19 protein-coding genes are annotated in these 24316 nt (G+C 71.8%); 3 read left to right on the top strand and 16 right to left on the bottom strand.

Features of this window, described 5'->3' with window-relative positions:
- The 3 genes from ACPFP2_RS07030 to ACPFP2_RS07020 all read right to left on the bottom strand — a co-directional run bounded on the left by ACPFP2_RS07030 (position 1) and on the right by ACPFP2_RS07020 (position 4385).
- Entirely contained in the window at positions 1-378 is a 378-nt protein-coding gene (locus tag ACPFP2_RS07030) for a DUF742 domain-containing protein (RefSeq protein ID WP_334451903.1), read from the bottom strand.
- Between the two features lie 102 nt (positions 379-480).
- Positions 481-885: a roadblock/LC7 domain-containing protein gene (locus ACPFP2_RS07025; RefSeq protein WP_013283992.1), complete on the bottom strand. Its 405-nt coding sequence runs from the start codon at positions 883-885 to the stop codon at positions 481-483.
- Positions 882-4385: a nitrate- and nitrite sensing domain-containing protein gene (locus ACPFP2_RS07020; RefSeq protein WP_424087266.1), complete on the bottom strand. Its 3504-nt coding sequence runs from the start codon at positions 4383-4385 to the stop codon at positions 882-884. The genes ACPFP2_RS07025 and ACPFP2_RS07020 overlap by 4 nt, the downstream gene beginning before the upstream one ends.
- A 460-nt stretch (positions 4386-4845) precedes the next feature.
- On the opposite strand from ACPFP2_RS07020, the gene ACPFP2_RS07015 reads away from it, so the two are divergent.
- Positions 4846-5181, top strand: coding sequence for a hypothetical protein (locus ACPFP2_RS07015; RefSeq protein WP_424087264.1), 336 nt, complete (start codon positions 4846-4848; stop codon positions 5179-5181).
- Here the strand turns inward: ACPFP2_RS07015 and ACPFP2_RS07010 are convergent, their stop codons facing one another.
- Entirely contained in the window at positions 5182-6258 is a 1077-nt protein-coding gene (locus tag ACPFP2_RS07010) for an adenosine deaminase (RefSeq protein WP_424087263.1), read from the bottom strand.
- Positions 6259-6452: 194 nt separating this feature from the next.
- On the opposite strand from ACPFP2_RS07010, the gene ACPFP2_RS07005 reads away from it, so the two are divergent.
- The gene (locus ACPFP2_RS07005) at positions 6453-7313 is read left to right on the top strand and encodes a putative RNA methyltransferase (RefSeq protein WP_424087544.1); all 861 of its coding nucleotides are present in this window, start codon (positions 6453-6455) and stop codon (positions 7311-7313) included.
- 1 nt (position 7314) lies between these two features.
- On the opposite strand, the gene ACPFP2_RS07000 is transcribed toward ACPFP2_RS07005, so the two are convergent.
- The 12 genes from ACPFP2_RS07000 to ACPFP2_RS06945 form a co-directional block, all read right to left on the bottom strand.
- Entirely contained in the window at positions 7315-8004 is a 690-nt protein-coding gene (locus tag ACPFP2_RS07000; RefSeq protein ID WP_424087261.1) for a DUF4272 domain-containing protein, read from the bottom strand.
- 125 nt (positions 8005-8129) lie between these two features.
- Positions 8130-9410 carry a thymidine phosphorylase gene (locus ACPFP2_RS06995; RefSeq protein WP_424087259.1) on the bottom strand — a complete coding sequence of 427 codons (1281 nt, stop codon included), beginning with the start codon at positions 9408-9410 and terminating at the stop codon, positions 8130-8132.
- Between the two features lie 154 nt (positions 9411-9564).
- The gene (locus ACPFP2_RS06990) at positions 9565-10272 is read right to left on the bottom strand and encodes a cytidine deaminase (RefSeq protein WP_424087257.1); all 708 of its coding nucleotides are present in this window, start codon (positions 10270-10272) and stop codon (positions 9565-9567) included.
- A 158-nt stretch (positions 10273-10430) separates the two neighbouring features.
- Complete coding sequence (locus tag ACPFP2_RS06985; protein ID WP_424087255.1) at positions 10431-11711, bottom strand: ABC transporter permease; 1281 nt, start codon at positions 11709-11711, stop codon at positions 10431-10433.
- Between the two features lie 3 nt (positions 11712-11714).
- On the bottom strand, positions 11715-13037 hold the full coding sequence (locus ACPFP2_RS06980; protein WP_424087253.1) for an ABC transporter permease: 1323 nt from the start codon (positions 13035-13037) through the stop codon (positions 11715-11717).
- Positions 13034-14758 (bottom strand): ABC transporter ATP-binding protein, encoded by a 1725-nt coding sequence (locus ACPFP2_RS06975; RefSeq protein ID WP_424087251.1) that lies wholly within the window; start codon positions 14756-14758, stop codon positions 13034-13036. Before ACPFP2_RS06975 ends, ACPFP2_RS06980 begins: the two co-directional genes overlap by 4 nt.
- Positions 14759-14841: 83 nt before the next feature.
- Complete coding sequence (locus ACPFP2_RS06970; RefSeq protein WP_424087543.1) at positions 14842-15909, bottom strand: BMP family lipoprotein; 1068 nt, start codon at positions 15907-15909, stop codon at positions 14842-14844.
- 275 nt (positions 15910-16184) lie between these two features.
- Positions 16185-16526: a hypothetical protein gene (locus ACPFP2_RS06965; protein ID WP_424087249.1), complete on the bottom strand. Its 342-nt coding sequence runs from the start codon at positions 16524-16526 to the stop codon at positions 16185-16187.
- A 173-nt stretch (positions 16527-16699) separates the two neighbouring features.
- Complete coding sequence (locus ACPFP2_RS06960) at positions 16700-18511, bottom strand: glycoside hydrolase family 13 protein (RefSeq protein ID WP_424087248.1); 1812 nt, start codon at positions 18509-18511, stop codon at positions 16700-16702.
- A gap of 252 nt (positions 18512-18763) precedes the next feature.
- Positions 18764-19663: a sugar ABC transporter permease gene (locus tag ACPFP2_RS06955; protein WP_424087246.1), complete on the bottom strand. Its 900-nt coding sequence runs from the start codon at positions 19661-19663 to the stop codon at positions 18764-18766.
- Positions 19660-21300, bottom strand: coding sequence for an ABC transporter permease subunit (locus ACPFP2_RS06950; RefSeq protein WP_424087244.1), 1641 nt, complete (start codon positions 21298-21300; stop codon positions 19660-19662). Before ACPFP2_RS06950 ends, ACPFP2_RS06955 begins: the two co-directional genes overlap by 4 nt.
- Positions 21300-22550: a sugar ABC transporter substrate-binding protein gene (locus ACPFP2_RS06945; protein WP_424087242.1), complete on the bottom strand. Its 1251-nt coding sequence runs from the start codon at positions 22548-22550 to the stop codon at positions 21300-21302. The genes ACPFP2_RS06950 and ACPFP2_RS06945 overlap by 1 nt, the downstream gene beginning before the upstream one ends.
- A 199-nt stretch (positions 22551-22749) precedes the next feature.
- Here ACPFP2_RS06945 and ACPFP2_RS06940 point away from each other — a divergent pair, with 199 nt between their 5' ends.
- Positions 22750-23838, top strand: a complete 1089-nt coding sequence (locus tag ACPFP2_RS06940; protein WP_424087240.1) for a LacI family DNA-binding transcriptional regulator — start codon at positions 22750-22752, stop codon at positions 23836-23838.
- The last annotated feature ends 478 nt before the right edge of the window (positions 23839-24316 follow it).

Genomic DNA, 24316 nt, shown 5'->3' with positions numbered 1-24316 from the left:
TCAGAGCCTGCGAAGTCCACTCAGCACCCTCTCCAGCAGTTCAGTGCCCACCGCGTCGTCCGAGTCGTCCAAGATGGTCGGCTCGTGGACCGCGACCAGGCCATCCGTCGCCATGTCGGCGATGAGCACCCGGGCCACACCCAGTGGGAGCTGCATCCGCGCCGCGATCTCGGCCAGCGACTGCACGCGTCCGTCACACAGCGCGGCGATGTACTGGTGCTCACGGCCCTGGCCGCCGTTGCCACTGGCAGCGGCGCGACCGCGCACCGTCGTCTCGACGAGCGCCTCCATGGCGATGTCGAGCCGGGGACGGGTACGACCACGGGTCACGGCGTATGGACGGACCAACGCTCCGGTCGGTTCGTCACGATCGACCATGTCGCCGCTCACCTCCTTCGTACCCGGCACCGGCTCTCGCCCGGTGGCACCCGTCGTTGTTGTCGTGTCGTTGCCGCCGTGCCGACCACCTGGTCAGCTCGGTCAGCCCATCATCCCGACAGCCGTACGCGGCTGCGGCGTCAGCGCGTCGCCCACCCGGTCGACGAGGAGCGCCATCTCGTAGCCGACCTGGCCGACGTCGCAGCTACGGGCGGCCAGCACGGCGAACGAGGAGCCGTCCGAGATGGACATCAGGAACAGGAAGCCGTTGTCCATCTCGACCACGGTCTGCAGCACCGCGCCGCCCTCGAAGCAGCGGGCCGCGCCCTGGGTCAGGCTGACCAGACCGGAGGCGATGGCGGCCAACTGGTCGGCCCGGTCCCGCGGCAGGTCCCGTGACGACGCGAGGAGCAGGCCGTCCGCGGAGACGGCGACCGCGTGCGCGACACCGGGCACCCGGTCGGCGAAGTTGGCGAGCAGCCAACCGAGATCCTGCGTAGTTGTCATCCTTCTTGCTCCTTCTGCCCGCTCCCGGCCGCCGGGCCGGAGCCAGGCTGCGAGGAATGCTGCCCTCCCGGAGTCGCCTCCGGGTTGGTGGGGTTGCTGTCCGAGGGGTTGCTGCGGCCGCGCTGCACGCCTCGATGGTAGGCGGAGAGCAGGCCGCGCACGGCCTCCGGCGAACGCCGCTGCACCGACGTGGTCGGCTTCTCCACCGCACCGGGGACGAGCTGCGCCATCGGCGTCCGCTTCGGCAGGCCGGTCTGGGTGGTCGCCTCCACCGGCACCTCGGAGGCGGCCACGGCGGCACGCCAGCCGTCGTCGGCCGCGGTCTGCCAGCCCGGGGACTGCTGCGGGGCGGGCCGGCGGTTGGGCAGGCCGTCGGTGTGCCCGGGGCGGGCGCCCCCGTTCGCCGCCGAGCCGTTGTCGAACGGCGTCCCTCCGGCGGTCGGAGTGTTTGCCATCGGTGCGACACCTGCCGTCCGTGGTGCGGTGTTCTGGACGGGTCGACCGGCGGCGTCGACGGCGGGCATCTGCTGGGTCGCGGTGCCGTTGGACGCCTTCGCGCCGGCCGCCTCCTCGGGGCCCGGCTTGCGGGTGCGGAACCAGGCCGACTCCAGCTCCCGGAAGATCGGCAGCTCCATCGTCTCGTCCGCGTACCGCTGCCGGTTGGCCGTCTCCTGCGGGGTCGGCGGCCGGTTGACCGGCGCGGTCTGGCCGGCACGCGGCTGCGGCACCGCGGGCTGCGCGGTGGGCTGCCGCATCGCCGGGGCGGCCGGGGCCGGCGTCACCGGCGGGGCGGCCGGCGTCGACGGCTCGGGGCGGGCCACCCGGGGCAGCTCCGTGGTCATGTCGAGCGCGGCGGCGAGCCGCTCGGGCACCGGCGGGGCGGCCGCGTCCCGCTCGGGGTGGGCCACCGGCGGCCAGGCCGGCGGCGCTCCCGCGCCGGGCGGGGTCTGCCGGGGCGGCACGGAGACCGGCGCGGCCGACACCGGCTGACCGGAGACCGGCTGGCCGGAGACCGGGACGCCGGAGACCGGCGGCAGCGGCGGGGCGGAGACCGGCGGGACCACCGGGGGCGCGGAGACCGGCGGGAACGGCGGCGCGCTGTACGGGCGCGCCTCGGGGCTGCTCGGCAGCTGCCGCGGGATCACCGGCTGCTGGCCGGTGACCGCCGGGTCGCCGTCGGAGGAGCGCCGCTGCGGCAGCGGATCGATCGGCTGCCCGTTGGCGGTCCGCGGGGCGAAGCTGTCGTTGCCGTTGATCCCGCTGGCGCCGGTCAGGTCCGACCAGGCCGGCATGGCACGCCCACCGCCGGCGTTGGCCGGAGCGCCGTTGCGCTGCGTCGGGTCGAACGGCCGGCCGCCGAGGGTGACCTGGTTGCCGGACTCACCGGGGCGCGGGGCCTGCGGCGTCGGGCCGTTGCCGAGCGCGGGCAGCGCGCCGAAGACCGGCGTCGGCCCGGGCTGCTGCGGGGCGGGCGGGCCGGCGGGCAGCGCGGCGGCCTGCGGGCCCCGGCCGGAGAGCGCCCGGGGCACCAGCACGGAGGTGGGCAGGGTGACCTCGGCGACCGTGCCCCGGTCGGTGCCCGGACGCAGTTCGACCTTGACGCCGTGCCGGGAACCCAGCCGGGCGACCACGACCAGACCCATCATCCGGGAGACGGCGACGTCGACCTGGGGCGGCGTGGCCAGCCGCTCGTTGAGGTCGGCCAGCTGCTCGGCGCTGATGCCGATGCCGTGGTCCTCGACGTAGAGGGTGGCCCGGTCCCCGATCCGGCGCGCCTCGACCATGACCTGCGAGTCCGGCGGCGAGAAGGCGGTCGCGTTGTCGAAGAGCTCGGCGACCAGGTGCACCATGTCGTTGACCGCGTGGGCCGCGACCTCGATGTCCCGGTCGATGATCCCGAACTCGATGCGGGTGTAGTGCTCGACCTCGGACTGCGCGGCGCGCAGCACGTCGATCAGGGCAGCCGGCTCGCGCTGGACGCGGGTGGAGTCGGCGCCGGCGAGGACCAGGAGGTTCTCGTCGTTGCGGCGCATCCGGGTGGCCAGGTGGTCGAGCTGGAACAGCTCGGCGAGGCGGTCCGGGTCCTCCTCGCCGCGCTCCAGCCGGTCGAGGTGGCCGATCAGCCGGTCGACCAGGATCTGCGAGCGGCGGGCGAGGTTGACGAACATCGTCGCGACGGAGGAGCGCAGCGCGGCCTGCTCGGCGGCGGTGCGGACCGCTTCCAGGTGGACCGCGTTGAACGCCTCGGTCACCTGGCCGAACTCGTCCTTGCTGCGCACCGGCAGCGGCTCGGCGATCTGGTTGGCGAGCTGGACCGGGGAGAGCTGCCCGGTGACCTGCGGGTCGCGCAGCCGGGCCACCGCCTGGGGCAGTCCGTACTGGGCGATGGAGAGGGCGCCCTGGCGCAGGTCGCGCAGCGAACGCGCCATCGACCGGGCGACCAGGTACGCGAAGAGGATGGCCAGCAGCAGCATGCTCAGCAGCAGGCCGGTCTGCAGGAAGACGGTGCGCTGCACGTCGGAGCGCAGCTCGTCGGCCTGGCGGACCACGTTGCCGTCGAGCTTGACCTCCACGGTGCGGATCAGCGCGGCGTTGGAGACCATGGCCGCGTCCCACTGGTCCGGACCGAAGGGCACCCCGGCGATGCTCTCGGTGGAGCGGCTGTCCATCCATCCGCTGTAGTTGTCGGCCTGACGCCGGTCGGCGCCGGTGACGGTCTGTTCGAGGAACTCCCGCTCGGCCCGGGTCGCCACCGACTGGAAGGTCTGCAGGGCCAGGCCCTCACCGGCCTGGCTGGCGATGTAGTCCCGGCGCAGCGGCGAGATGTACGCCTTCTGGATGAGCACCTGGTGCACCGCGACGCGGCGCAGCGACAGGAACTCCTTGGAGCGGGCGACGGCGGTGGCGGCCCGCATCCGGTCGCTCAGGTCGTTGTCGCCGGCGAGCTGGGTGACCGAGTCCCGGATGCTGATGAGCTGGTCGATCAGCCCCTGGTACGACCCGACGGCGTTGCTGATGGTCAGCTTGCCGTTGTAGACCTGGCTGCGGGTGCCGGGCAGGTCGGTCAGCTCCTGGTCGATCCGGTCGAGCAGGGTCTCCAGGCTGCCCGGGAGGTCCTCCAGCTGGGCCCGCTGCTGCAGGTACGGCAGCTTGGCCTGGTCGACCCGGGAGTTGACCCGGTTGTACGCCTCCTGGTACTGCTCCCGCGCCTGCCCCTTCGGCGAGCCGAGCAGCAGGACCGCGGAGGTGCGTTCGTCCTGGAGGCTGTTGACCAGGTCACCGGAGCGCCCGACGAGGCTCGCCAGGTCACCGGCCCGGTTGGCGTTGTTGAGCGTCTGCAGGTTGTCGACCAGGCCACTGGTGCCCACCACGACCGTGGCGATGGTCGGCACGATCATGATGAGACCGAGCTTGGACCAGATCGGCATGTCGCGGAGTCGGCCGGCCGGCCGACGCAGACGCGACAGGAAGGAGCCCGCCGTCTTTGGCCGTTTGCTCACGTCACCGCCCTCGCGATTGCAGCGTCCCCGCGTTGCCCCGGGCAACGCCCAGCGACCGACCCGGCGGGTCGGACCCCCGAGATTCCATCACGCCGCCTCAGAAAGAGAAAGCCCAGGTTGGCGGTCGCTGAGGGTGTGATGAGATGTTGATGCAATTTGATAGCAATCCGTCTGGCCGGAGTTACCGAACGTAATGGAATACCGTCACCGCGTTGTCCTCCTCGCCGGCCCTTCCGGCTCCGGAAAGTCGTACATAGCGCAGCGAACCGGACTTCCGGTGCTGTGTCTGGACGACTTCTACAAGGACGGCGATGACCCTACGTTGCCGCGCCGCGACGGGCTGGTGGACTGGGACTCGCCGGAGTCCTGGGATGCCGGAACAGCCGTGGAAACAATTGCCCGACTGGCCCATGCGGGCAAGGCCGAAGTGCCGGTTTATGCGATCGGTGCCGACCGACGCGTGGCCACCCGGCCCTTCGAGGTGACCGGATCGCCACTCTTCATCGCCGAAGGGATCTTTGCCGCCGAGATCGTCGAGGAGTGCCGCCGCCGCGGGCTGCTGGCCGGGGCGTACGCGCTGCGCCGGCCGCGCGGGACCACCTTCGTCCGACGGCTGGCCCGGGACCTGGCGGAGCAGCGCAAGGCGCCGAAGGTGCTGATCCGGCGCGGGGTGGCGCTGCTGCGGGCGGAACCGGCCGTGCTGCGCCGGCAGACCGGCCTGGGTGCCGAGGCCGCCCGGGCCGGCGAGATCCTGTCCCGGGTGGCCGGCATGGTCGCCGGCCACCCACGACAGTGATCAGCCCAACAGCTTCGCGTACGCCGGCTTGATCACCTCGTCGATGATCTCCAGCCGCTCGTCGAACGGGATGAAGGCGCTCTTCATGGCGTTGATGGTGAACCACTGGAGCTCCTTCCAGCCGTAGCCGAAGGCATCCACCAGCAGCGCCATCTCCCGCGACATCGAGGTGCCGCTCATCAGCCGGTTGTCGGTGTTCACCGTCACCCGGAACCGCAGGTCACGCAGCAGGCCGATCGGGTGGTCGGAGATCGACGCGGCCGCGCCGGTCTGCACGTTCGACGACGGGCAGAGCTCCAGCGGGATGCGCTTGTCCCGGACGTACGCGGCCAGCCGCCCGAGCACCGGCCGCTGGCCGCGGGTGATGTCGTCCACGATCCGTACCCCGTGGCCCAGCCGGTCGGCGCCGCACCACTGGATGGCCTGCCAGATCGAGGGCAGCCCGAACGCCTCGCCGGCGTGGATGGTGAAGTGGAAGTTCTCCCGCTGGAGGTACTCGAAGGCGTCCAGGTGCCGGGTGGGCGGGAAGCCCGCCTCCGCGCCGGCGATGTCGAAGCCCACCACTCCGGCGTCCCGGTGCCGGACGGCCAGCTCGGCGATCTCCTGCGAGCGGGCGGCGTGCCGCATCGCGGTCAGCAGGGTGCCGATCCGGATCGGCGTGCCGGCCGCGGCGGCCTCGGCGGCGCCCTCGGTGAAGCCGGCCACCACCGCCTCCACCACCTCGTCCAGGGTGAGGTTCTGTTCGAGATGCTGCTCCGGGGCGAACCGGACCTCGGCGTAGACCACCCCGTCGGCGGCCAGGTCCAGCGCGCACTCGCGAGCCACCCGGCGCAGCGCCGGCGCGGTCTGCATGACGGCGACGGTGTGCGCGAACGTCTCCAGGTAGCGCTCCAGCGAGCCCGAGTTGGCGGCCTCGACGAACCAACGGCCGAGCGCCTCCGGATCGGTGGTGGGCAGCTCGTGGCCGACCTCGGCGGCGAGTTCGACGACCGTCGCCGGCCGCAGGCCGCCGTCGAGATGATCGTGCAGCAGCGCCTTCGGGACCTTGACGATGTCCTCGTATCGGATTGCGACCATGCTCAGACCCTAGTCAGCCCACGACCCGGCCCGGGACGCGACCGGCCGGGAGACGCGGCCCGGCCCTCGACGCCTCGCCGCCGGGCGCGTCCGGCCGGGTGGCAGGGACGAGGACCTACCCGGACGGCTGACCCGACCCGGGCACGTACGCTTCCCGGGTGACCGCGCCGCACCCGTCCGAGGAGCCGGTGGCCGTGACGCACCCGCAGGTCCTCGCGCGGCTGCGCTGCCCGGTCTGCGCCGAGCCACTGGCCGAGGCCGCCACCGGCGGCGCCGGCAGCCTGCGCTGCCCGCGCCGGCACAGCTTCGACGTGGCCCGCCAGGGGTACGTCAACCTGCTCACCGGCCGCGCCCCGCACGTCGGGGACACCGCGCAGATGGTCGCCGCCCGGGCCGACTTCCTGGCCGCCGGGCACTACGACGTCGTCTCTGCCGCCCTGGCCGAGGCGGCGCGGCCGGTGGCCGGGCGGGTCGCCGGGGCGTACCCGCTGGTGGTCGACGCCGGGGCGGGCACCGGCCGGCACCTCGCGGCGGTGCTGGCGGCGCTGCCCGACGCCGTCGGCCTGGCCCTGGACGTCTCCAAGCCGGCGCTGCGCCGCGCGGCCCGCGCCCACCCCCGGGCCGCCGCCGCGCTCGCCGACACCTGGCAGCGGCTGCCGCTGGCGGACGCCTCGACGGCCGTGCTGCTCGACGTCTTCGCCCCGCGCAACGGCGCGGAGTTCCACCGGGTGCTCGACCCCGCCGGGGCACTGCTGGTGGTCACCCCGACCGGGGCGCACCTCGCCGAGCTGGTGGACGCGCTCGACCTGCTCCGGGTCGACCCGGCCAAGGCCGACCGGGTCGCGGACAGCCTCGCCGGGCACTTCACCCCGGAGCGCGACGAGACGCACGCCGCCCGGCTCACGCTCACCGGCGACGAGGTGGCGACGCTGGTCGGGATGGGACCGAGCGCCTGGCACACCGACCCGCAGCGGCTGGCCGCCCGGATCGCGGCGCTCCCCCGGCCGGTCGAGGTCACCGCCGAGGTACGGCTCACCGTCTGGCGGCCCCGCTGACTCAGGTGGAGAGGTCGACCTCTTCCCAGCCCGGCGGCTCGTCGTGGTACGGCCCGCGCAGCACCACCGCCCACTCCAGCGCCCAGCGCCGCTGCCCGATGGCGTTGGCGTCGACCAGGCCCGGCAGCCGCCGACCGGCCCGCTCCGTCTCCAGGTACGCCCAGTCCAGGCAGTAGTGCAGGTCGAGCAGGGCGGCGGCGTCCGCCGGGTGCTGCGGCGCGGCGAGGATGCGGGCCCGCCACTGGCCGAACAGCTCACCGCCGGCGATGTGCGGCATCCGCTCCACCAGCCGCTCGTCCACCGGGATCGTCGGGTCGAGCTGCTTGCTCAGGCCGAGCACCCAGGCCAGCGAGAAGAGCGCGTCGTGGTGCAGCACGAAGGAGCGGTGGTCGCCCTTGCCGCCCATCACGAACTCCCACTCCGGCGGCGTGACCATGTCCACCAGGTGCGAGGCGAGCAGCCACTCCATCGCCGCTCGCGGCGGCATCCCGAAGCAGCGGGCCAGGATCAGGTGCAGGACGGCGATCCGCGCCTCGATCTCGCCGGTGGGGCGCAACTCGATCTCGTCACCCGGCTCCCATACCAGCGGGAACTGCTCGGGCGGCAACGGCAGGCGCAGCCGGGACAGCTCGTCCAGGCTCGCCTCACGGACTTCCCGGGGATCGGGGGCGGGTACGCGCACAGCTTGCATCCCTGTCTGCTCACATCCGGCGTGACGCCGGTCCATCCCCCCTGGCCAGGGAGGATAGCCGTCCGGGCGGGCCGACACCATGGCCCGGCAGGGCCGTCGGCCGACCGGCCCCGGGGGCCGACCGTTCAGCTGATCCGCTCGATGACCAGCGGCGACGCGATGGACGGGGCCGGCGCGATGCGGACCGCCCGCTCGGCCTCGGCCCGGGCCGCCGGGATCCGGGTGGCCTGGTCGGCGCGGAGTTCGTAGAGCGGGTCGCCGGCCCGCACCGGGTCACCGGGACGCCTGTGCAGCACCACGCCGGCGGCGGCGCTGACCGGGTCCTCCTTGCGGGCCCGCCCGGCGCCGAGCCGCCAGGCGGCCACCCCGATCGCGTACGCGTCGACCGACTCGACGAAGCCGTCGGCCTCGGCGCGGACCACCTCGACCTCGTTGGCGGTCGGCATCGGGGCGTCCGGGTCGCCGCCCTGGGCGCGGATCATCGTGCGCCAGGAGTCCATTGCCCGCCCGTCGCGCAGCGCGGCGGCCGGATCGGCGTCCGGCAGGCCGGCCGCGTCCAGCATCTCCCGGGCCAGCGCCAGGGTCAGCTCCACCACGTCGGCGGGCCCACCCCCGGCCAGCACCTCCACCGACTCGGTCACCTCGACCGCGTTGCCGACGGTCAGGCCGAGCGGGGTGGACATGTCGGTGAGCAGGGCGACCGTCCGTACGCCGTGCGCGCCGCCCAGCTCGACCATGGTGCGGGCCAGCTCGCGGGCGTCGTCGACGGACTTCATGAACGCGCCGGAGCCGACCTTCACGTCGAGCACCAGCGCGCCGGTCCCCTCGGCGATCTTCTTGCTCATGATCGAGCTGGCGATCAGCGGGATCGCCTCGACGGTGCCGGTGACGTCGCGCAGCGCGTACAGCTTGCGGTCGGCCGGGGCGAGCCCCTCGCCGGCCGCGCAGATCACCGCGCCGACGTCGCGCAGCTGGGCGATGAACTCGTCGTTGCTCAGCGCCGCCCGCCAGCCGGGGATCGACTCCAGCTTGTCCAGGGTGCCACCGGTGTGCCCCAGGCCGCGCCCGGACAGCTGCGGCACCGCGCCGCCGCAGGCGGCGACGAGCGGGGTGAGCGGCAGCGTGATCTTGTCACCGACACCACCGGTGGAGTGCTTGTCCACGGTCGGCCGGGCCACCGGCGAGAGGTCGAGTCGCTCGCCGCTGGCGATCATCGCGGCGGTCCACCGGGCGATCTCCGGCGCGGACATGCCGCGCAGCAGGATCGCCATGGCCAGCGCCGACATCTGCTCGTCGGCGACCAGCCCCTTGGTGTACGCGTCGACCACCCAGTCGATCTGGGCGTCGCTCAGCGCACCCCCGTCCCGCTTGGTCCGGATGACGTCAACCGCCGTGAACGCACTCACCTTTGAGTCCCATCAGATAGATCGAAAGTCGCGTCGGGCATCCGGCCGCACCGCCGCACGAGCCGGAACCACCGGGGATCGGGCCGACGGTGACCGGCGGAGGGATCAAGCCTGACCGCCCGGAGCCGGTCGCCGTCGGCCCGATCCCCCGAGCTCAAGAAGCAGACCAGCGGAGCGGAACCTCCATCGGCGGCTCCCCCTCACCGGCCCAGAAGATGGTGCCCGACGCGTCCACCACCACGACCCGGGGCGTACGGGCCAGCCCCCAGGTGATCGCCTCGGCCGAGTCGTCCCAGCTCGGCCCCTCCTCCAACACGCCGGTCTCGGCGCCCTCGTCACCTGCGGACCGCTCCCAGTAGGCCGTCCAGACCTGCTGACCGGCGGACAGGTCGGGGTGCACGAAGACGGTGCCCCGGCCCCGCCAGGCGGCCAGCCGGTCGGGCACCACCGGTACGGGGTGTTCCCCGGTGACCGCCTCGATGTCGGCCACGTCGAAGGCGTGCGGCAGCAGCTCGGCCATCCGCAGCGGCCGGTCCTTCGTCTCCACCAGGCACTCCGGGCCGCCGTTCTCCCAGAGCAGTTGCCGGCACCGGCCGCAGGGCATCAGCGGTTCGCCGGTGGCGTCGACGCAGGACATGGCGACCAGCCGGCCGCCGCCCGTGGCGTGCAGGGACGACACGACGCCGCACTCGGCGCAGAGGGTGACCCCGTACCCGGCGTTCTCCACGTTGCAGCCGACCACGATCCGCCCGTCGTCGACCAGGGCGGCCGCGCCGACCGGAAACTTGGAGTACGGCACGTACGCGTGCCGCATCACCTCGGTGGCGGCGGCCCGCAGCCGCTCCCAGTCGATGTCGGTCATCCCACCATTCTGCCGAAGTCACCCTGGTCGGACACGGGAAGGGTCCCCTCCGGTGGGCGTCGACACCCGGCCTGCGGCGGGCCTGGGCAGGTACGGGGCGGCCGGAAACGACCGTGCCCGGCGGGGAACTCCCCACCGGGCACGGACCACCAACGCGCTCAGCCCTTGATGTACGGCTTGCCGTCCGCCGCGGGCGCCCGGACCCGGCCGACCAGGCCGGCCACGGCCAGGATCGTCGCCAGGTAGGGCAGCATCGCCAGGAACTGGCTGGGGATGCTGCTGCCGATCGCGCCGAGGTAGGTGGCGAGCTGGTCGGCGAAGCCGAAGAAGAGCGCCGCGAGCAGCGCGCCGGTCGGGCTCCACCGGCCGAAGATCAGCGCGGCGAGGGCGATGAAGCCCTTACCGCCGATCATGTTCTTGGTGAAGCTGTACAGCGCCAGCGTGTACGAGGCGCCACCGATGCCGGCGACGACCCCGGCGAGCAGCACGTTGCGGTAGCGCAGCCCCAGCACCTTGACGCCGAGGGTGTCCGCCGCGGTCGGGTGCTCGCCCACCGAGCGGGTCCGCAGGCCCCACCGGGTGCGGAACAGCGCGAGGTGGATGACCAGCACCAGCAGCAGGCCGAGGTAGAGGAAGAGGTTGCCGCGGAACAGCGCCGGCCCGAGCACCGGGATGTCCCTCAGCAGCGGGATCTCCCAGTTGGTGAAGCGGGGCGCGCTGTTGTACTTCTCCGCGTTGGTCTGCATCAGCCGCTCGTAGAGGAAGCCGGTGATGCCGACCGCCAGCAGGTTGAGCACGACGCCCATGACCACCTGATCGACCAGGTAACGGATCGCGAAGACGGCCAGCAGCAGCGAGATGAACGCGCCACCGATCGCCGCGGCGACCAGACCCACCCACACGCTGTTGAACAGGCTGCCGAAGAGCGCGCCGCTGAAGGCGCCCATCAGCAACTGGCCCTCGATCGCCACGTTCACCACGCCGGAGCGCTCGCAGAGCACGCCGGCCAGCGCACCGAAGATCAGTGGCAGGGCCAGGACGAACGTGCCCCGCACGATGTTGACCATCGGCATGAAGTTGCGGCCCTCGGGGGCGGCGGAGACCTGCCAGCAGAGGAAGCTCAGCACGAAGGCGACCAGCCCGACGCCGAGCACCAGGGTGAACCAGCGCTTCGGCACCCCGGCCAACAGCGCGCCGCCGGCCGCGGCGGCGATCACGCCGAACAGGATCGCGCCGATCGTGCCGTTGATCTCCAGCGCCGCGCCGCCCTCGGTCTCGCTGAGGGTGAAGCGGGCCTGTTGGTCGGTGGCGAGCGCCCCGAAGAGCACCGCGGCCAGCACGCCCAGCGCCAGCAGGGCCGCGCCCACCTTGCGGTTGCGCGTCCAGAAGCCCTCGTCGACCGTGGCGGTGGCGACGTCGGGAACAGCCATGGTGGACATGCCTCACCAGCCCTTCGCGAGGCTCGTCTGCAGCCGGGCCGCGCGGGCGGCCCGGAGCTGGAAGATCGCCTTCACCAGGGCCGGCGCGGCGATGAAGATGACGATCAGCGCCTGGAGGACGGTGACCAGCTCCAGCGAGATCCCGGAGTACGACTGCATCCGGTTGCCGCCGGCCTGGAGCGCGCCGAAGAGCAGCGCCGCCAGCAGCACGCCCCACGGCTTCACCCGGCCGAGCAGCGCCACCAGGATGCCGTCGAAGCCGATCTGCGCGACGACCAGCGGGGTCAGGGCGTTCGCGGTCGAACCGAGCACCATCTGGCTGCCGCCGAGGCCGGCGAGCAGGCCGGCGACCGCCATCACCAGCACGTACGTCTTGGTGACGCTGATGCCGGCGGTCCGGGCGGCGTCCGGGTTGGCGCCGACCGCGCGCAGCTCGAAGCCGAGCGTCGAGCGGTTGAGCAACCACGCGACGAACCAGGTGGCCAGCACCGCGAGCAGGATGCCGGCGTGCACCCGCAGGTCGTCGCCGAGCAGCCGGGGCAGCTGGGCGGAGGAGTCGACCGGCTTGCTGATCGCGTCGGACCGCTCCGGGTTCTGCACGCCGTTCTGGATGATGACCCAGGAGAGGAAGTAGACCGCGACGTAGTTGAGCATGATCGTGTTGATCACCTCGTGCGCGCCGGTCCGCGCCTTGAGGATGCCCGGGATGAAGCCCCAGACGGCGCCACCGATCGCGCCGGCGATCAGCGCGACGATCAGGTGCACCACCGGCGGCAGCGGCAGCGCGAAGCCGGCGACGGCGGCCAGGATGACGCCCATCGTCGCCTGCCCCTGGGCGCCGATGTTGAACAGGCCGCCGCGGAAGGCGAGCGCGACCGACAGGCCGGTGAAGACCAGCGGGGCGGTGTAGGTGAGCGTCTCGGAGATCGGACCCATCGCCGCGGAGAAACCGCTGGCGTCCGGGTCGAAGACCGCGCCCTTGAACAGGTTCGCGTACGCCTCGCTGACCACCGTCCAGCTGGCGTTGAGCGCGTCACCCGGACGGGCGGTGATGTAGCCGTAGGTGGCCAGCACCTCCGGGTCCGACACGATGATCAGGACCGCGCCGAACAGCATCGCCAGCAGCAGCGCGAGCACGGTCACGGTGACCGTGTTGGCGGCCCAGAGGTTCTCCAGGAAGAGCCGGCCCAGCGAGGGGCGGGGCTCGTCGGGTCGCTTCGGGGCGGTCATGGTCGCGGCGCGGTTCGCGCCGGCGGCCTCGGCCTGCGCCGCCTCGGTCGCCGGCTCCTTGTCCGGGGAGCCCGAGACCGGGTTGGAGTTGGTCATGCCTTGTCCTCGTTGCCAGGGCTCTCGGGGGTCGGGGCCGGGGTGGCGTCGTCCGTCCCGCCGGGAGCGCCGCCGGGCGGGGTCGGGCCGGCGGTGTCCGGGGTGATGCCGGCCATCAGCAGGCCGATCTCCTCGCGGGGGGTGTTCGGGCCGACGAGGCCGATGATCCGGCCGCGGTACATCACCGCGATCCGGTCGGCCAGCCCGATCACCTCGTCCAGCTCGCTGGAGACGACCATGACGGCCGTGCCGGCGTCCCGCTCGCGGATCACCCGGCTGTGGATGAACTCGATGGAGCCGACGTCGACGCCCCGGGTCGGCTGGGCGGCGATGAAGAGCTTCAGCGGCCGGGACAGCTCCCGGGCCACGATCACCTTCTGCTGGTTGCCGCCGGAGAGGGTGCCCACGGCGGCGTCGGCCGACGGGGTACGGACGTCGAACTGCTCGATCCGCTCCTTCGCCGACTTGGCGATGGCGTCCGGCTTGAGGGCCAGGCCCCTGCCGAAAGGCGGCCGGTCGTACATGTCGAGGACCAGGTTCTCCGCCACGGAGAACTCCTTGACCAACCCGTCGACGCTGCGGTCCTCGGGGACGTAGCCGACCCCGGCGTGCAGGACCTTCTTGGTGGACCAGCCGTGGATCGGCTGGCCGTCGAGGGTGACCGAGCCGGCGAGCGTCGGGCGCAGCCCCATGATCGCCTCGATCAGCTCGGTCTGGCCGTTGCCCTGTACGCCCGCGACACCCAGCACCTCACCGGCGTGCACGGTCAGGTCGACGCCGTCGACCGCGCGCACCCGCCGGTCGTCGTCCACGACCAGGCCGTTGACCTCCAGGATCGGCTTGCCCGGGGTGGCCGGTTGCTTCTCCACGGTGAGCTTGACGCTGCGGCCGACCATCAGCGCGGCCAACTCGTCCCGGCTCGCCTGCGGGGAGGCGGTGCCGACGGTCTTGCCGCGCCGGATCACGGTGATCCGGTCGGCGATGGCCTTGACCTCGCCCAGCTTGTGGGTGATGAAGACGATCGACTTGCCGGCGGCCTTGAGCGACCGCATGACCGCGAGCAGTTCCTCGGTCTCCTGCGGGGTGAGCACGGCGGTCGGCTCGTCGAGGATGAGCAGGTCGACGTCGCGGGTGAGCGCCTTGACGATCTCCACCCGCTGCTGGATGCCGACCGGCAGGTCCTCGATCACCGCGTCCGGGTCGACGCGCAGGTTGTACCGCTCGGAGACCTCGGCGACCTCGCGCCGGGCCCGCCGCCGGTCGAGGAAGCCGACGATGCCGCCTCTGACCTGCTCGGCGCCGAGCATGATGTTCTCCGCGACGGTGAAGACCGGCACGAGCATGAAGTGCTGGTGCACCATGCCGATCCCGGCCGCGATCGCGTCCGACGGGCCCCTCAGCTTCAGCGGCTCGCCATCGACCAGGATCTCGCCCTCGTCGGGCTGGTAGAGCCCGTACAGGACGTTCATCAGGGTCGACTTGCCGGCGCCGTTCTCACCGAGCAGGGCGTGGATCTCTCCAGGCTCCACCGTCAGGTCGATGTGGTCGTTGGCGACCAGATCACCGAACCGTTTGGTGATGCCGCGCAGTTCGAGTCTCAGCGCAACCTCCTGGAGTGCGAGCGATGGTGCAGCGTAGCTGCCGGTCGGCCGGCCGACCGACGGGGTCGGCCGGCCGGTGGAGCGGATCGGCCGCCCCGGCGTCCGTGGGGTCTTCCCCACGTGGGCCGAGGCGGCCGATCGTCATGCCTGGTGCCCGCCGGCCTCCGCTGCCGATGATCCCATCGCGGCGGCCGGGGAGGCGGTCACTTGGTCGGCTGGGCCTTCGAGGTGACCGTGATGGTGCCGGCGGCGATGTCCGCCTTGATCTTCTCGACCTCGGCCTTCAGCTCGGCCGGGACCTTGCTGTCGAACTCGTGGTACGGGGCGATCGAGACGCCGTTGTTCGCCAGGTTGCCGACGAAGCCCGGGGTCGCCTGGAGCTTCTCGCCACCGGCGGCCTTGAGCACGGCCTCCTTGACGGCGTCCGGGATGTTCTTCACGACGGTGGTCAGCAGCACCGCGCAGTCCGGGGTGCTCTCGCAGCCGTCGACGTCGACCCAGATGACCGAGTACTTGCCACCGGAGGCCTTGGCCGCGGAGGTGGTGCCGAGGCCGGCGCCGCCGGCGACCGGCATGATGATGTCCGCGCCCTGGGCGACCAGCGCGTCGGAGACCTTCTTGCCCTCGTCCTGCTTCTGGAAGTCGTTGGTGAAGGAACCCTTCTGGGCCGCCTTGTCCCAACCGAGGACCTGGACGTTCTTGCCCTTGGCCTTGTTGTAGTACGCCACACCGTCGGCGAAGCCGTCCATGAAGATGGTCACCGGCGGGATCGGCAGGCCACCGTAGGTGCCGACCTTGCCGGACTTGCTCATCCCGGCGGCCAGGTAGCCGGCCTGGAAGGCGGCCTGGGCGGTGTCGAACTGCATCGGGTAGATGTTGCCGACGCCCGGGTTCGAGTCGACGATGCCGAACTGCTGGTTCGGGTTCGCCTCCGCGATCTTCTTGGTGGCGTCCGTCATCAGGCCACCGACGGCCAGGATGAAGTCGCACTTCTGGTTGACGTACCCGGTCAGGTTGACCTCGTAGTCCGCCTCGGCCTTGGACGCGACGTACTTGATGTCGATGTTGTCGTTCTCCTTCTTCGCCTCCTGAAGGCCCTTCCAGGCGGAGGTGTTGAAGGACTTGTCGTCGATGCCACCGACGTCGGTCACCATGCAGGCGCTGTACTTCTTGCCGCCGGTGCCGGCGTTGTTGTCGTCCTCGGGAGCCTCACCACACGCAGCGGCGCCCAGCACGAGCCCACCCGCCACGAAGGCGGAGGCGATCCGCATCCCACGCACAGAGCGCAAGACGTCTCCTTCCATTGCTCACCGCGGTTGATGCGGTGGCAGCCTTTGACCGACGAGCGCTGTGCTGCCGGCATCCCACGTTACGGACGGGAGCGTACGCCCGCGCCCGACCACCGGCCGCCAATCGTGCACGACTGTTGAGCGCCTGTTATCCGGGTGTGACCGTGGCGTGGGGCAGATCACTCACCGTACTGGCGAGTGACCCTCCGGGTGTCCCGTACGTCCCATTCCCGCGACCCTCGGACAGCTCCGGCGGACTACCGCCAGAAGACCGCCACGGCGGCGGTGACCAGGGTCAATCCGATGATCGCGAGGAAGTGGCCGCGGGCCACCTGCTCCCGCTTACGGGAGAAGAAGACCATGACAAAGATCAGCAGTGCCAGCACCAACTTGGTAACAAGTTTGGCGGGGGCCGGCTCGTCACCGTCGCGCAGCGGCGCGGAGAGGCCGATGCCGGTGAGCAGCTGGATCACCGCGCCCCAGAGCATGGCCGTGTTGACCAGCAGCCGGCCGCTGAGGTACTGGACGGCGGCGCCGCCGAGCAGCAGCGCGAACCCGATCAGATGGACGTAGAGGAGTACGAGTCGAAGAGCTTCCACGCCGGCCATCCTCCCCCATCAACGACAATTCGTAGTAGCGCCCCCGCCCCGCTGACCTCAATCCGTGACCTCCACCCGCCCCACCCCGGCGATCTTGCACTTTGGGTCTCCACAGATCAGAACAAACGCCCCAGATCTCCGGCCAAAACTGCAAGATCGCGCGGTGGGGACAGTCAGGACAGGCGCCAGACCTGGAAGGTGGGGCCGTCAGCCGGGAGGGTGACCGTGCCGTCGGTGTCCGGGCGCAGCGCCGGAGCGCCGCCGTAGGCGTTCTCCCCGGCCGACAGGCCGGCCAACCGGACCGGTGCGCCGGCGGCGCGGCGGGCCAGCACCAGCACCGAGCCGGTGGGAGCCTCGCGGAGGAAGACCAGCGTGTCGGCGTCGGCGTGCACCCAGCGCAGGCCGCCGTGGCGCAGCGCCGGCTCGTCGCGGCGCAGCGCCAGCAGCCCCCGGTACGCGGCGAAGGTCGCCTGGTCCCAGCTCTGCGGCCGGTGCCACGGCATCGGGGTACGCGAGCCCTCGCCGTTGGTGCCGGTCAGCCCCAGCTCGTCACCGGCGAAGATCACCGGGGTGCCCGGCATGGTGGCGAGCAGGCCGGCGGCCACCTCCTGCCGGGCCGCGTCGCCGACCACGGTGCGGATCCGGGCCGAGTCGTGCGAGCCGAGCAGCTGCCAGGAGTGCGTGTACGACCGCCAGGAGATCAGCGACCGGTAGGTGTTCATGGTGGCCAGCACCGCGTCGGCGTCCCGCCGGCGCACCCCGCCGGGGGTGCCGAGGAAGTTCGGCACCGGGTCTTCGCCGTGGCGCAGCCAGGACCAGACGGGGTCGGTGAAGCCGACGTAGTTCATCGTGCCGTGCCAGCCGTTCCGGTCCAGGTCACCGGTGTGGTCGTGGCCGTGCTCGGCGAGCAGCAGCCCGTCGGGGCGGGTGTCGGCCACCACCTCGCGCAGCAGCCGGGCCACCTCGTGGGTGTACGCGTCCGCGCCGCGCCGGCCGGTCATGTTCGCCACGTCGACCCGCCAGCCGTCGAGGCCGTACGGCGGGCGCAGCCAGCGGCGCAGCAGCGAGTCCTCGGCGGTGGCGAAGCGGCGGCGCAGCTCGGCGCTGCCCCAGTTCAGCTTCGGCAGCGACTTGACCCCGTTCCAGGACTCGTAGTCACCGCCGGCCAGGTCGAAGTAGTACAGCTCCCGCTCGGGGGCGTCGACGTCGGAGACGGCCGCGGTGAACCACTCGTGCGCGTCGCCGGTGTGGTTGCTGGTGATGTCGCCGAGCAGCCGCCAGCCCCGGGCGCGCACCGCGTCGGCGAGGCGGGCCAGCGCGGCGTCGCCGCCGAGCAACGGGTCGACGGTGTCGAAGCTGGCGGCGTCGTACCGGTGGTTGGAGCGGGCCGGGAAGATCGGGGTGAGGTAGAGGGTGTTGACGCCGAGCCGGTCGAGGTGGTCCAGGTGCTCGGTGATGCCGTCCAGGTCACCGCCGTAGAACTGCCGCGGCGTCTCCGGTCCGCGGCCGATCACCGGGGTGTCCCAGTCACACGGGATCGCCCAGTCCGGTGAGGTACGGGAGTCGGCGGCGGCGGAGCGGGCGAACCGGTCGGGGAAGATCTGGTAGATCACCGCGTCGCGCGCCCAGGCCGGCGGCGGGGCGTAGCTGACCAGCTTGAAGTCACCGTTGTCGGGCACGTCGTGGGCGACCGGGCCGGCGGCGTTGAGCCAGCGGTTCCCCTCCGCGCCGGAGAGCATGAAGCGGTAGTTGCTGACCGGATTGCGGACCTCGACGTCGGCCCGCCACCAGACGTCACCGCCGTCGGTGCGGTCGACGACGGCCTCGGCGAAGCGGGGCTCGCCGTCCCCGGTGGTCCGGACGTGCACCTGGCGGACGTCGGCGCCGGCCGGGACGCGGACGAAGACCGGCACGGTCTGCCCGAGCGCGGGCTCCTGCTCGGGCACGTAGGTGGCGGATCCGTCGTGGTGCGGCTGCAGGGACATGGCAGAACCTTTCGGGTACGAGGTACGAGGAGGAGAGGGGACGACCTCCCGGTCGCCCCGGAACTGCTCCGGTGTACGTCGTCGACGCCGACGCCCTTGCCGCAGCGTTGCTCGTCGGGGTGGGGGCCGGGCCCGCACGGACCCGGCCCACTGGACGGCGGCCCATTCGGACCCGACCCGCTGGTCAGCGGCCCGGTCGAACCCGGACCGCTGACCTCGCCCTCCGCGGAGAGCGACCACCCCTCCGATTCATCAGCCCTTGACCGCTCCGGCGGTGAGGCCGGAGACGATGTAGCGCTGGAGGAGCTGGAACACCAGCACCGTCGGGATGGCGGTGAGCAGGGTGCCCGCCGCGAAGATCCCGAAGTTGTTGTTGCGCTCACCGGCCACCAGGCCGAACATGCCGACCGCGAGGGTCTTCGAGTTGGTGTTGGTGAGGAACACGTTGGCGATCAGGAACTCGTTGATCGAGCCGATGAAGGCGAGCAGGCCCGTCACCGCCAGGATCGGCGCCACCAGCGGCAGCATGATCCGGAAGAAGACCTGGGCGTGCGAGGCGCCGTCCATGGTGGCGGATTCGTCCAGTTCCTTCGGCAGGGTGTCGAAGAAGCCCTTCATCAGCCAGGTGTTCGCCCCGAGGGCGGCGCCCATGTAGAGCAGGAACAGGCCCCACGGGGTGTTGAAGCCGATCGACGGCCACAGGTCGGTGACCGTGGTGAAGATCAGGAAGATCGCCACGATCGCCAGGAACTGCGGGAACATCTGGATCAGCAGCAGCGAGAGCAGCCCGACCCGGCGCCCGGCGAAGCGCATCCGGGAGAAGGCGTACGCCGCCAGCGCCGACAGGAAGATCGACGCGAAGCTGGCCACCCCGGCGAGCAGCAGCGAGTTGAGGAACCAGTGCCCGAAGGCCGTCCGCTCGAACAGGTTGGTGAAGTTCTCCAACGAGGCGCCGGTCGGCACCAGCTCGGTGGAGGAGAGGGTACCGAGCGGGTTGAGCGCCGCCGAGAGGACGAACAGGATCGGGAAGAGGCTGAACGCCACCGCCAGCACCCCGACCAGGTGCCGCCACCCCACCTGGCTGAACCAGCGGTTCTTGGACCTGCCCTTGCCGTTGCGGTTGGCCACCGGGGCGTCCGCGTACGTGCTCACGAGTACACCTCCTCCTGCTTGCGGGTGCGCGAGAAGCTGATCGCCGACACCGTCGCCACGATCGTGAAGATGAAGATCGAGACGGCGGCGGCCAGGCCGTACTCGGCGCCCTGTGCGCCGAAGGCCAGCCGGTAGGTGTACGTGATCAGCAGGTCGGTGGCGCCGGCCGTCGGGTTGTCCGCCGGGAAGGGCCCACCCTCGGTGGTCAGGTAGATCGCGTTGAAGTTGTTGAAGTTGTACGCGAACGACGCGATCAGCAGCGGCGAGATCGCCACCAGCAGCAGCGGCAGGGTGACCGCCTTGAACGACTGGAAGGGCGACGCCCCGTCGACCGAGGTGGCCTCGGTCAGCTCCTTCGGGATGGCCTGGAGCGCACCGGTGGCCACCAGGAACATGTACGGGTAGCCGAGCCAGAGCTGGACCAGCAGCACCGCGATCCGGGCCGACCAGGTCTCGCCGAACCAGTCCACCCCGAGCCCGAACAGGTTGTTGATCAGGCCGAAGTCGGTGTTGAACATGTCCCGCCAGACCAGCAGCATCGCGAACGACGGCATGGCGTACGGCAGGATCAGCAGCACCCGGTAGAAGTTGGTGCCGCGCATCCGGGGCGAGTGCAGCGCCAGCGCGATGCCCATGCCGAGCAGGAACGTGAAGCCGGTCGAGCCGATCGCGAAGGCGAAGTTCCACAGCAGGGTGCCGAAGAACGGGCCGGAGATGGCCGGGTCGGTGATCACCCGGGAGAAGTTCTCGAGCCCGACGTTGACCCGCCAGCCCTGGGCCAGCGCCTCGCCGTCGGCGGAGACGAAGGAGCCGACCGACTCGTCGGCGCTCCAGATCTTGCCGCTCTCGCTGTCCTTGATGCAGTCGCAGCCCGCGTCGTACGCCCGGACCGCCTTGCCCTCGTACGCCCGGGACAGGCCGGAGGAACGCAGCGCACCGCCGGAGGTCGGCACCACCAGGTCGGTGATGTCCTGGCTGCGAGCGCTAGCCTGGCCGAAGTTGAGGATGGTGTAGCCGTCGGCGGCGGTGACCTTGCCGCCCGGCGCGACGGTGACGTCGGCGGCGTCGAGTTGGCGCAGTCCCTCGGTGTCGCCGACGGAGACGGTGTCGGTCTTCGGGTCGGTGACCAGGAAGACCAGTGCGCCGGTGGCCGGGTCGCCCTTGGTGGCGACGGTCAGCGGGAACTGGGTGGACCCCGGGACCTGCTTCACCGAGCCGCTCTGGATGGCGACGATCGCCTCGTCCTTGCTGCCGCGGTGGCCGTCGCCGAAGTTCGTGAAGGCGGTACTCGCGGTGTAGAGCACCGGGAAGACCTGGAACGCCACCAGGAAGAGCGTGCCCGGGATCAGGTACTTGCCCGGGATGTGCCGGGGCGTCAGGTAGAGGTAGAACAGGCCGGCGGTGGTCGCCAGCAGGACGGCCAGGCCGGCCCAGAGCTTCGCCTCGATGAGCGGGAAGGCCGCCCAGATCGCGATCCCGGCCACCAGGCCGAGCAGGACCACCTTGACGACGAGGCCGGTCAGGGTGATCGGCGCGTGGTTCCGCGCGGTACGGGACTTGCGCGGGGACCCGGAGCGGACGGGCCCCCGGCCCGGGGTCTGCTGGGCAGACCCCGGGCCGGACAGCGACGTGCTCATTACTTGATCTGACCGGCGATCGTGTTACCGGCCGAGGTGATCGTCTTGGCCGGGTCGGCGCCGCCGATGATGGCGGCCTCCGCCTTGCCGAACGGGTCCCAGATCGCGGCCATGGCAGGGATCGCCGGGAGCACCTGGCCGTTCTTGCCGGCCTCCTGGAACTTGGCCAGGTCCGGGTCGCTGCCCTTGACCTGGTCCAGGGCGGCGGTCAGCGCCGGCGGACGCGGCTCGGCGTTGTACAGGGCGACGGCCAGCTCGGGGGTGGTCACGTAGTTCGCGACGAACTCCTGGGCCAGGGCCTTGTTCTTGCCCTTCGAGGCGACGTAGAACGACTGGACGCCCACGAACGGCTGGGCCTCCTTGCCACCGGCGAAGCCGGGGACCGGGGAGATGTCGTACTTGATGCCGGCCTTCTTGGCGTCGGCGATCGCCCACGGGCCGGAGACCAGGTAGGCGCACTTCTTGCCGGTGAAGGTGGCGATCGAGTTCTCGCCGGTGATGGAGCGCTTCAGCGCGCCGTCGCCCTTCTCACCCAGCTTGGCGATCTTCTTGAACGCCTCGATCGACTCCGGCTTGCCGACGCCGAGGTCCTTCGGGTCGTAGTCGCCGTTGGCGGCGGTCCCGAAGAGGTAGCCGCCGCCCGAGGTGTACAGCGGGTAGATGTGGTACGCGTCGCCGTTCTGGCCGGACTGGAGGCAGAGGATCTCGCTGGCCTTCTTCTCCGCCTTGAGCTTCTTACCGGCGGCGACCAGGTCCTCGATCGTCTTCGGGGCCTCGGGGGCCAGCTCGGTGTTGCGGATCAGCGCCACGTTCTCCATGGCGTAGGGGACGCCGTACAGCTGGCCGTTGAAGGTCACGGCCTTGAGGGCGGTCTCGTTGAAGCCGCTCTTCTGCTCGGCGGCGAGCTGCACCGGGTCGATGGCGCCGTTCTGGACCAGGTTGCCGATCCAGTCGTGCGCGCCGACCACGACGTCCGGGCCGCTGCCCTGCTGGGAGGCGGTGACGAAGTTGGTCTGCAGGTCCTTGGAGACGGCCTGGACCTCGACGGTGACGCCGTTCTCCTGGCCGAACTTGTCGCCGAACGGCTTGAGGGCGGCGGCCCGCTTGTCGTCGGCCCAGATCACGAGCTTGCCGCTCGCGGCCTTGGGGGATTCCTTCGCGGCCGGCTCGTCCTTGCTGTTGTCGCCGCAGCCGGACGCAGCGAGCGCCAGACCGAGAACGGCGACCACACCCGCGGTACGGATGCGCATCGGTACTCCTGTCGTTGTGGCGTACCGCCGGGGGAAGGGCGGCCCGCCAGTGGAAACCTCTGTAAGTTCTTGCCTAACCGGCGCCGGGGTGCTGCGCCGCTGCTCTCGCGTGTTGCGGGGACGTTAGCAAGAGGTTGCAGAGAATGGAAGGGCTTGCAGAAGTGTACGCAAGAACTTGCCCGTGAGCTAAAGTGCCGCCATGCGCGCTCGACTGTCCGACATCGCCCAGCAGGCCGAAGTCAGCGAGGCCACGGTGTCGCGGGTGCTCAACGACCGCCCCGGAGTGGCCCCCGAGACCCGGCAGGCCGTCCTGACCGCCCTCGATGTGCTCGGTTACGAGCGCCCCGCCCGGCTGCGCAAGCGCAGCGCCGGGCTCGTCGGGCTGGTCGTACCGGAGCTGGACAACCCGATCTTCCCCGCGTTCGCCCAGGTCATCGAGTCGACCCTGGCGCAGAGCGGGTTCACCCCGGTGCTCTGCACCCAGACCCCCGGCGGGGTCACCGAGGACGAGTACGTCGAGATGCTGCTGGACCGGCAGGTCTCCGGGATCGTCTTCGTCTCCGGCCTGCACGCCGACACGGCCGCCAACCACGACCGCTACCGGGCGCTGATCGCCCGCCCGCTGCCGATCGTGATGATCAACGGGTACGCGCCGGGCATTGCCGCCCCCTTCGTCTCCTGCGACGACGGGGAGGCCACCGAACTGGCCGTCGCCCACCTCGTCGCACTCGGCCACCGCCGGATCGGCCTGATCACCGGCCCGGACCGGTTCGTGCCGGTACAGCGCCGGGTGGCCGGTTTCCGGGCCGCGATGATGCGACTGGCCGGAGCCACCGAGGCGGACCTGACCGAGCTGGCCGAACTCTCGCTCTTCGGCGTCGAGGGCGGCGAGGCCGCCGCCGGACGGCTGATCGAGCGCGGGGTCACCGGCATCGTCTGCGGCTCCGACCTGATGGCCCTCGGCGCGATCCGGGCGGCCCGGCAGCGCGGCATGTCGGTCCCCGGCGACCTCTCGGTGGTCGGGTACGACGACTCACCGCTGATGGCCTTCACCGACCCGCCGCTGACCACCATGCGGCAGCCGGTGGCGGCGATGGCGGTCGCCGCGGTCCGCGCCCTGGTCGACGAGATCAACGGGCACGCCGCCCCGCACTCGGAGTACCTGTTCCGCCCCGAACTGGTGGTGCGCGGCTCCACCGCCGTGGTCCGTCAGGCCGGCGCCACCCAGGCGCCCGGGGGCCCGAAGCGGCAGCGGCCGGTGCCGCCCGCGCTCGCCGTCCCCGCCTGACGGCCCACCCCCGCCCCGCCCCGCCCCGGCCCGGCCCCGCCGGCGCTCCGGCTGGTGCCGTCTCGCCATGTCGGCGAGGTGGCGGCATCCGGGCCCCCGTGACCCCGCCACCTCGCCGACATGGAGTCGATCTCGCCACCGCGGCGCGGGTCGAGCGAGGCCGCGGGCCGCGTCACGACACCGTCGGCAATCCCGCGCCCGCAGCCCGCGGCACGCCGCCAGGGGCGATCCGTGCTCGATCAGGGCGGCGGTCGGAGACCGCCTCGTGGACGCGCTCCCACCGAGCGACCGTCCGCGCGTCCCGCCCCGGCCCGACGCGTCCCACTTCTTGGGACATGCCGGAAGGTGACGTTACCCTGGCCGGAGGGTGACGGCCGTCATTTCTTGCGCAAGGAATGCTTGACTCTTGCAGCGCTGGGCCGGCATTCTGCTCTGACACCCGCGCCCATCACCCACCCCCGCGCGGGCTCACGCCGTC

The organism is Micromonospora citrea (genome assembly GCF_049629545.1).
GTDB classification, from domain to species: Bacteria; Actinomycetota; Actinomycetes; order Mycobacteriales; family Micromonosporaceae; genus Micromonospora; species Micromonospora citrea_A.
Note: the sequence above shows the minus strand (reverse complement) of the source record. Positions and strands in the feature narration are given on the sequence as shown.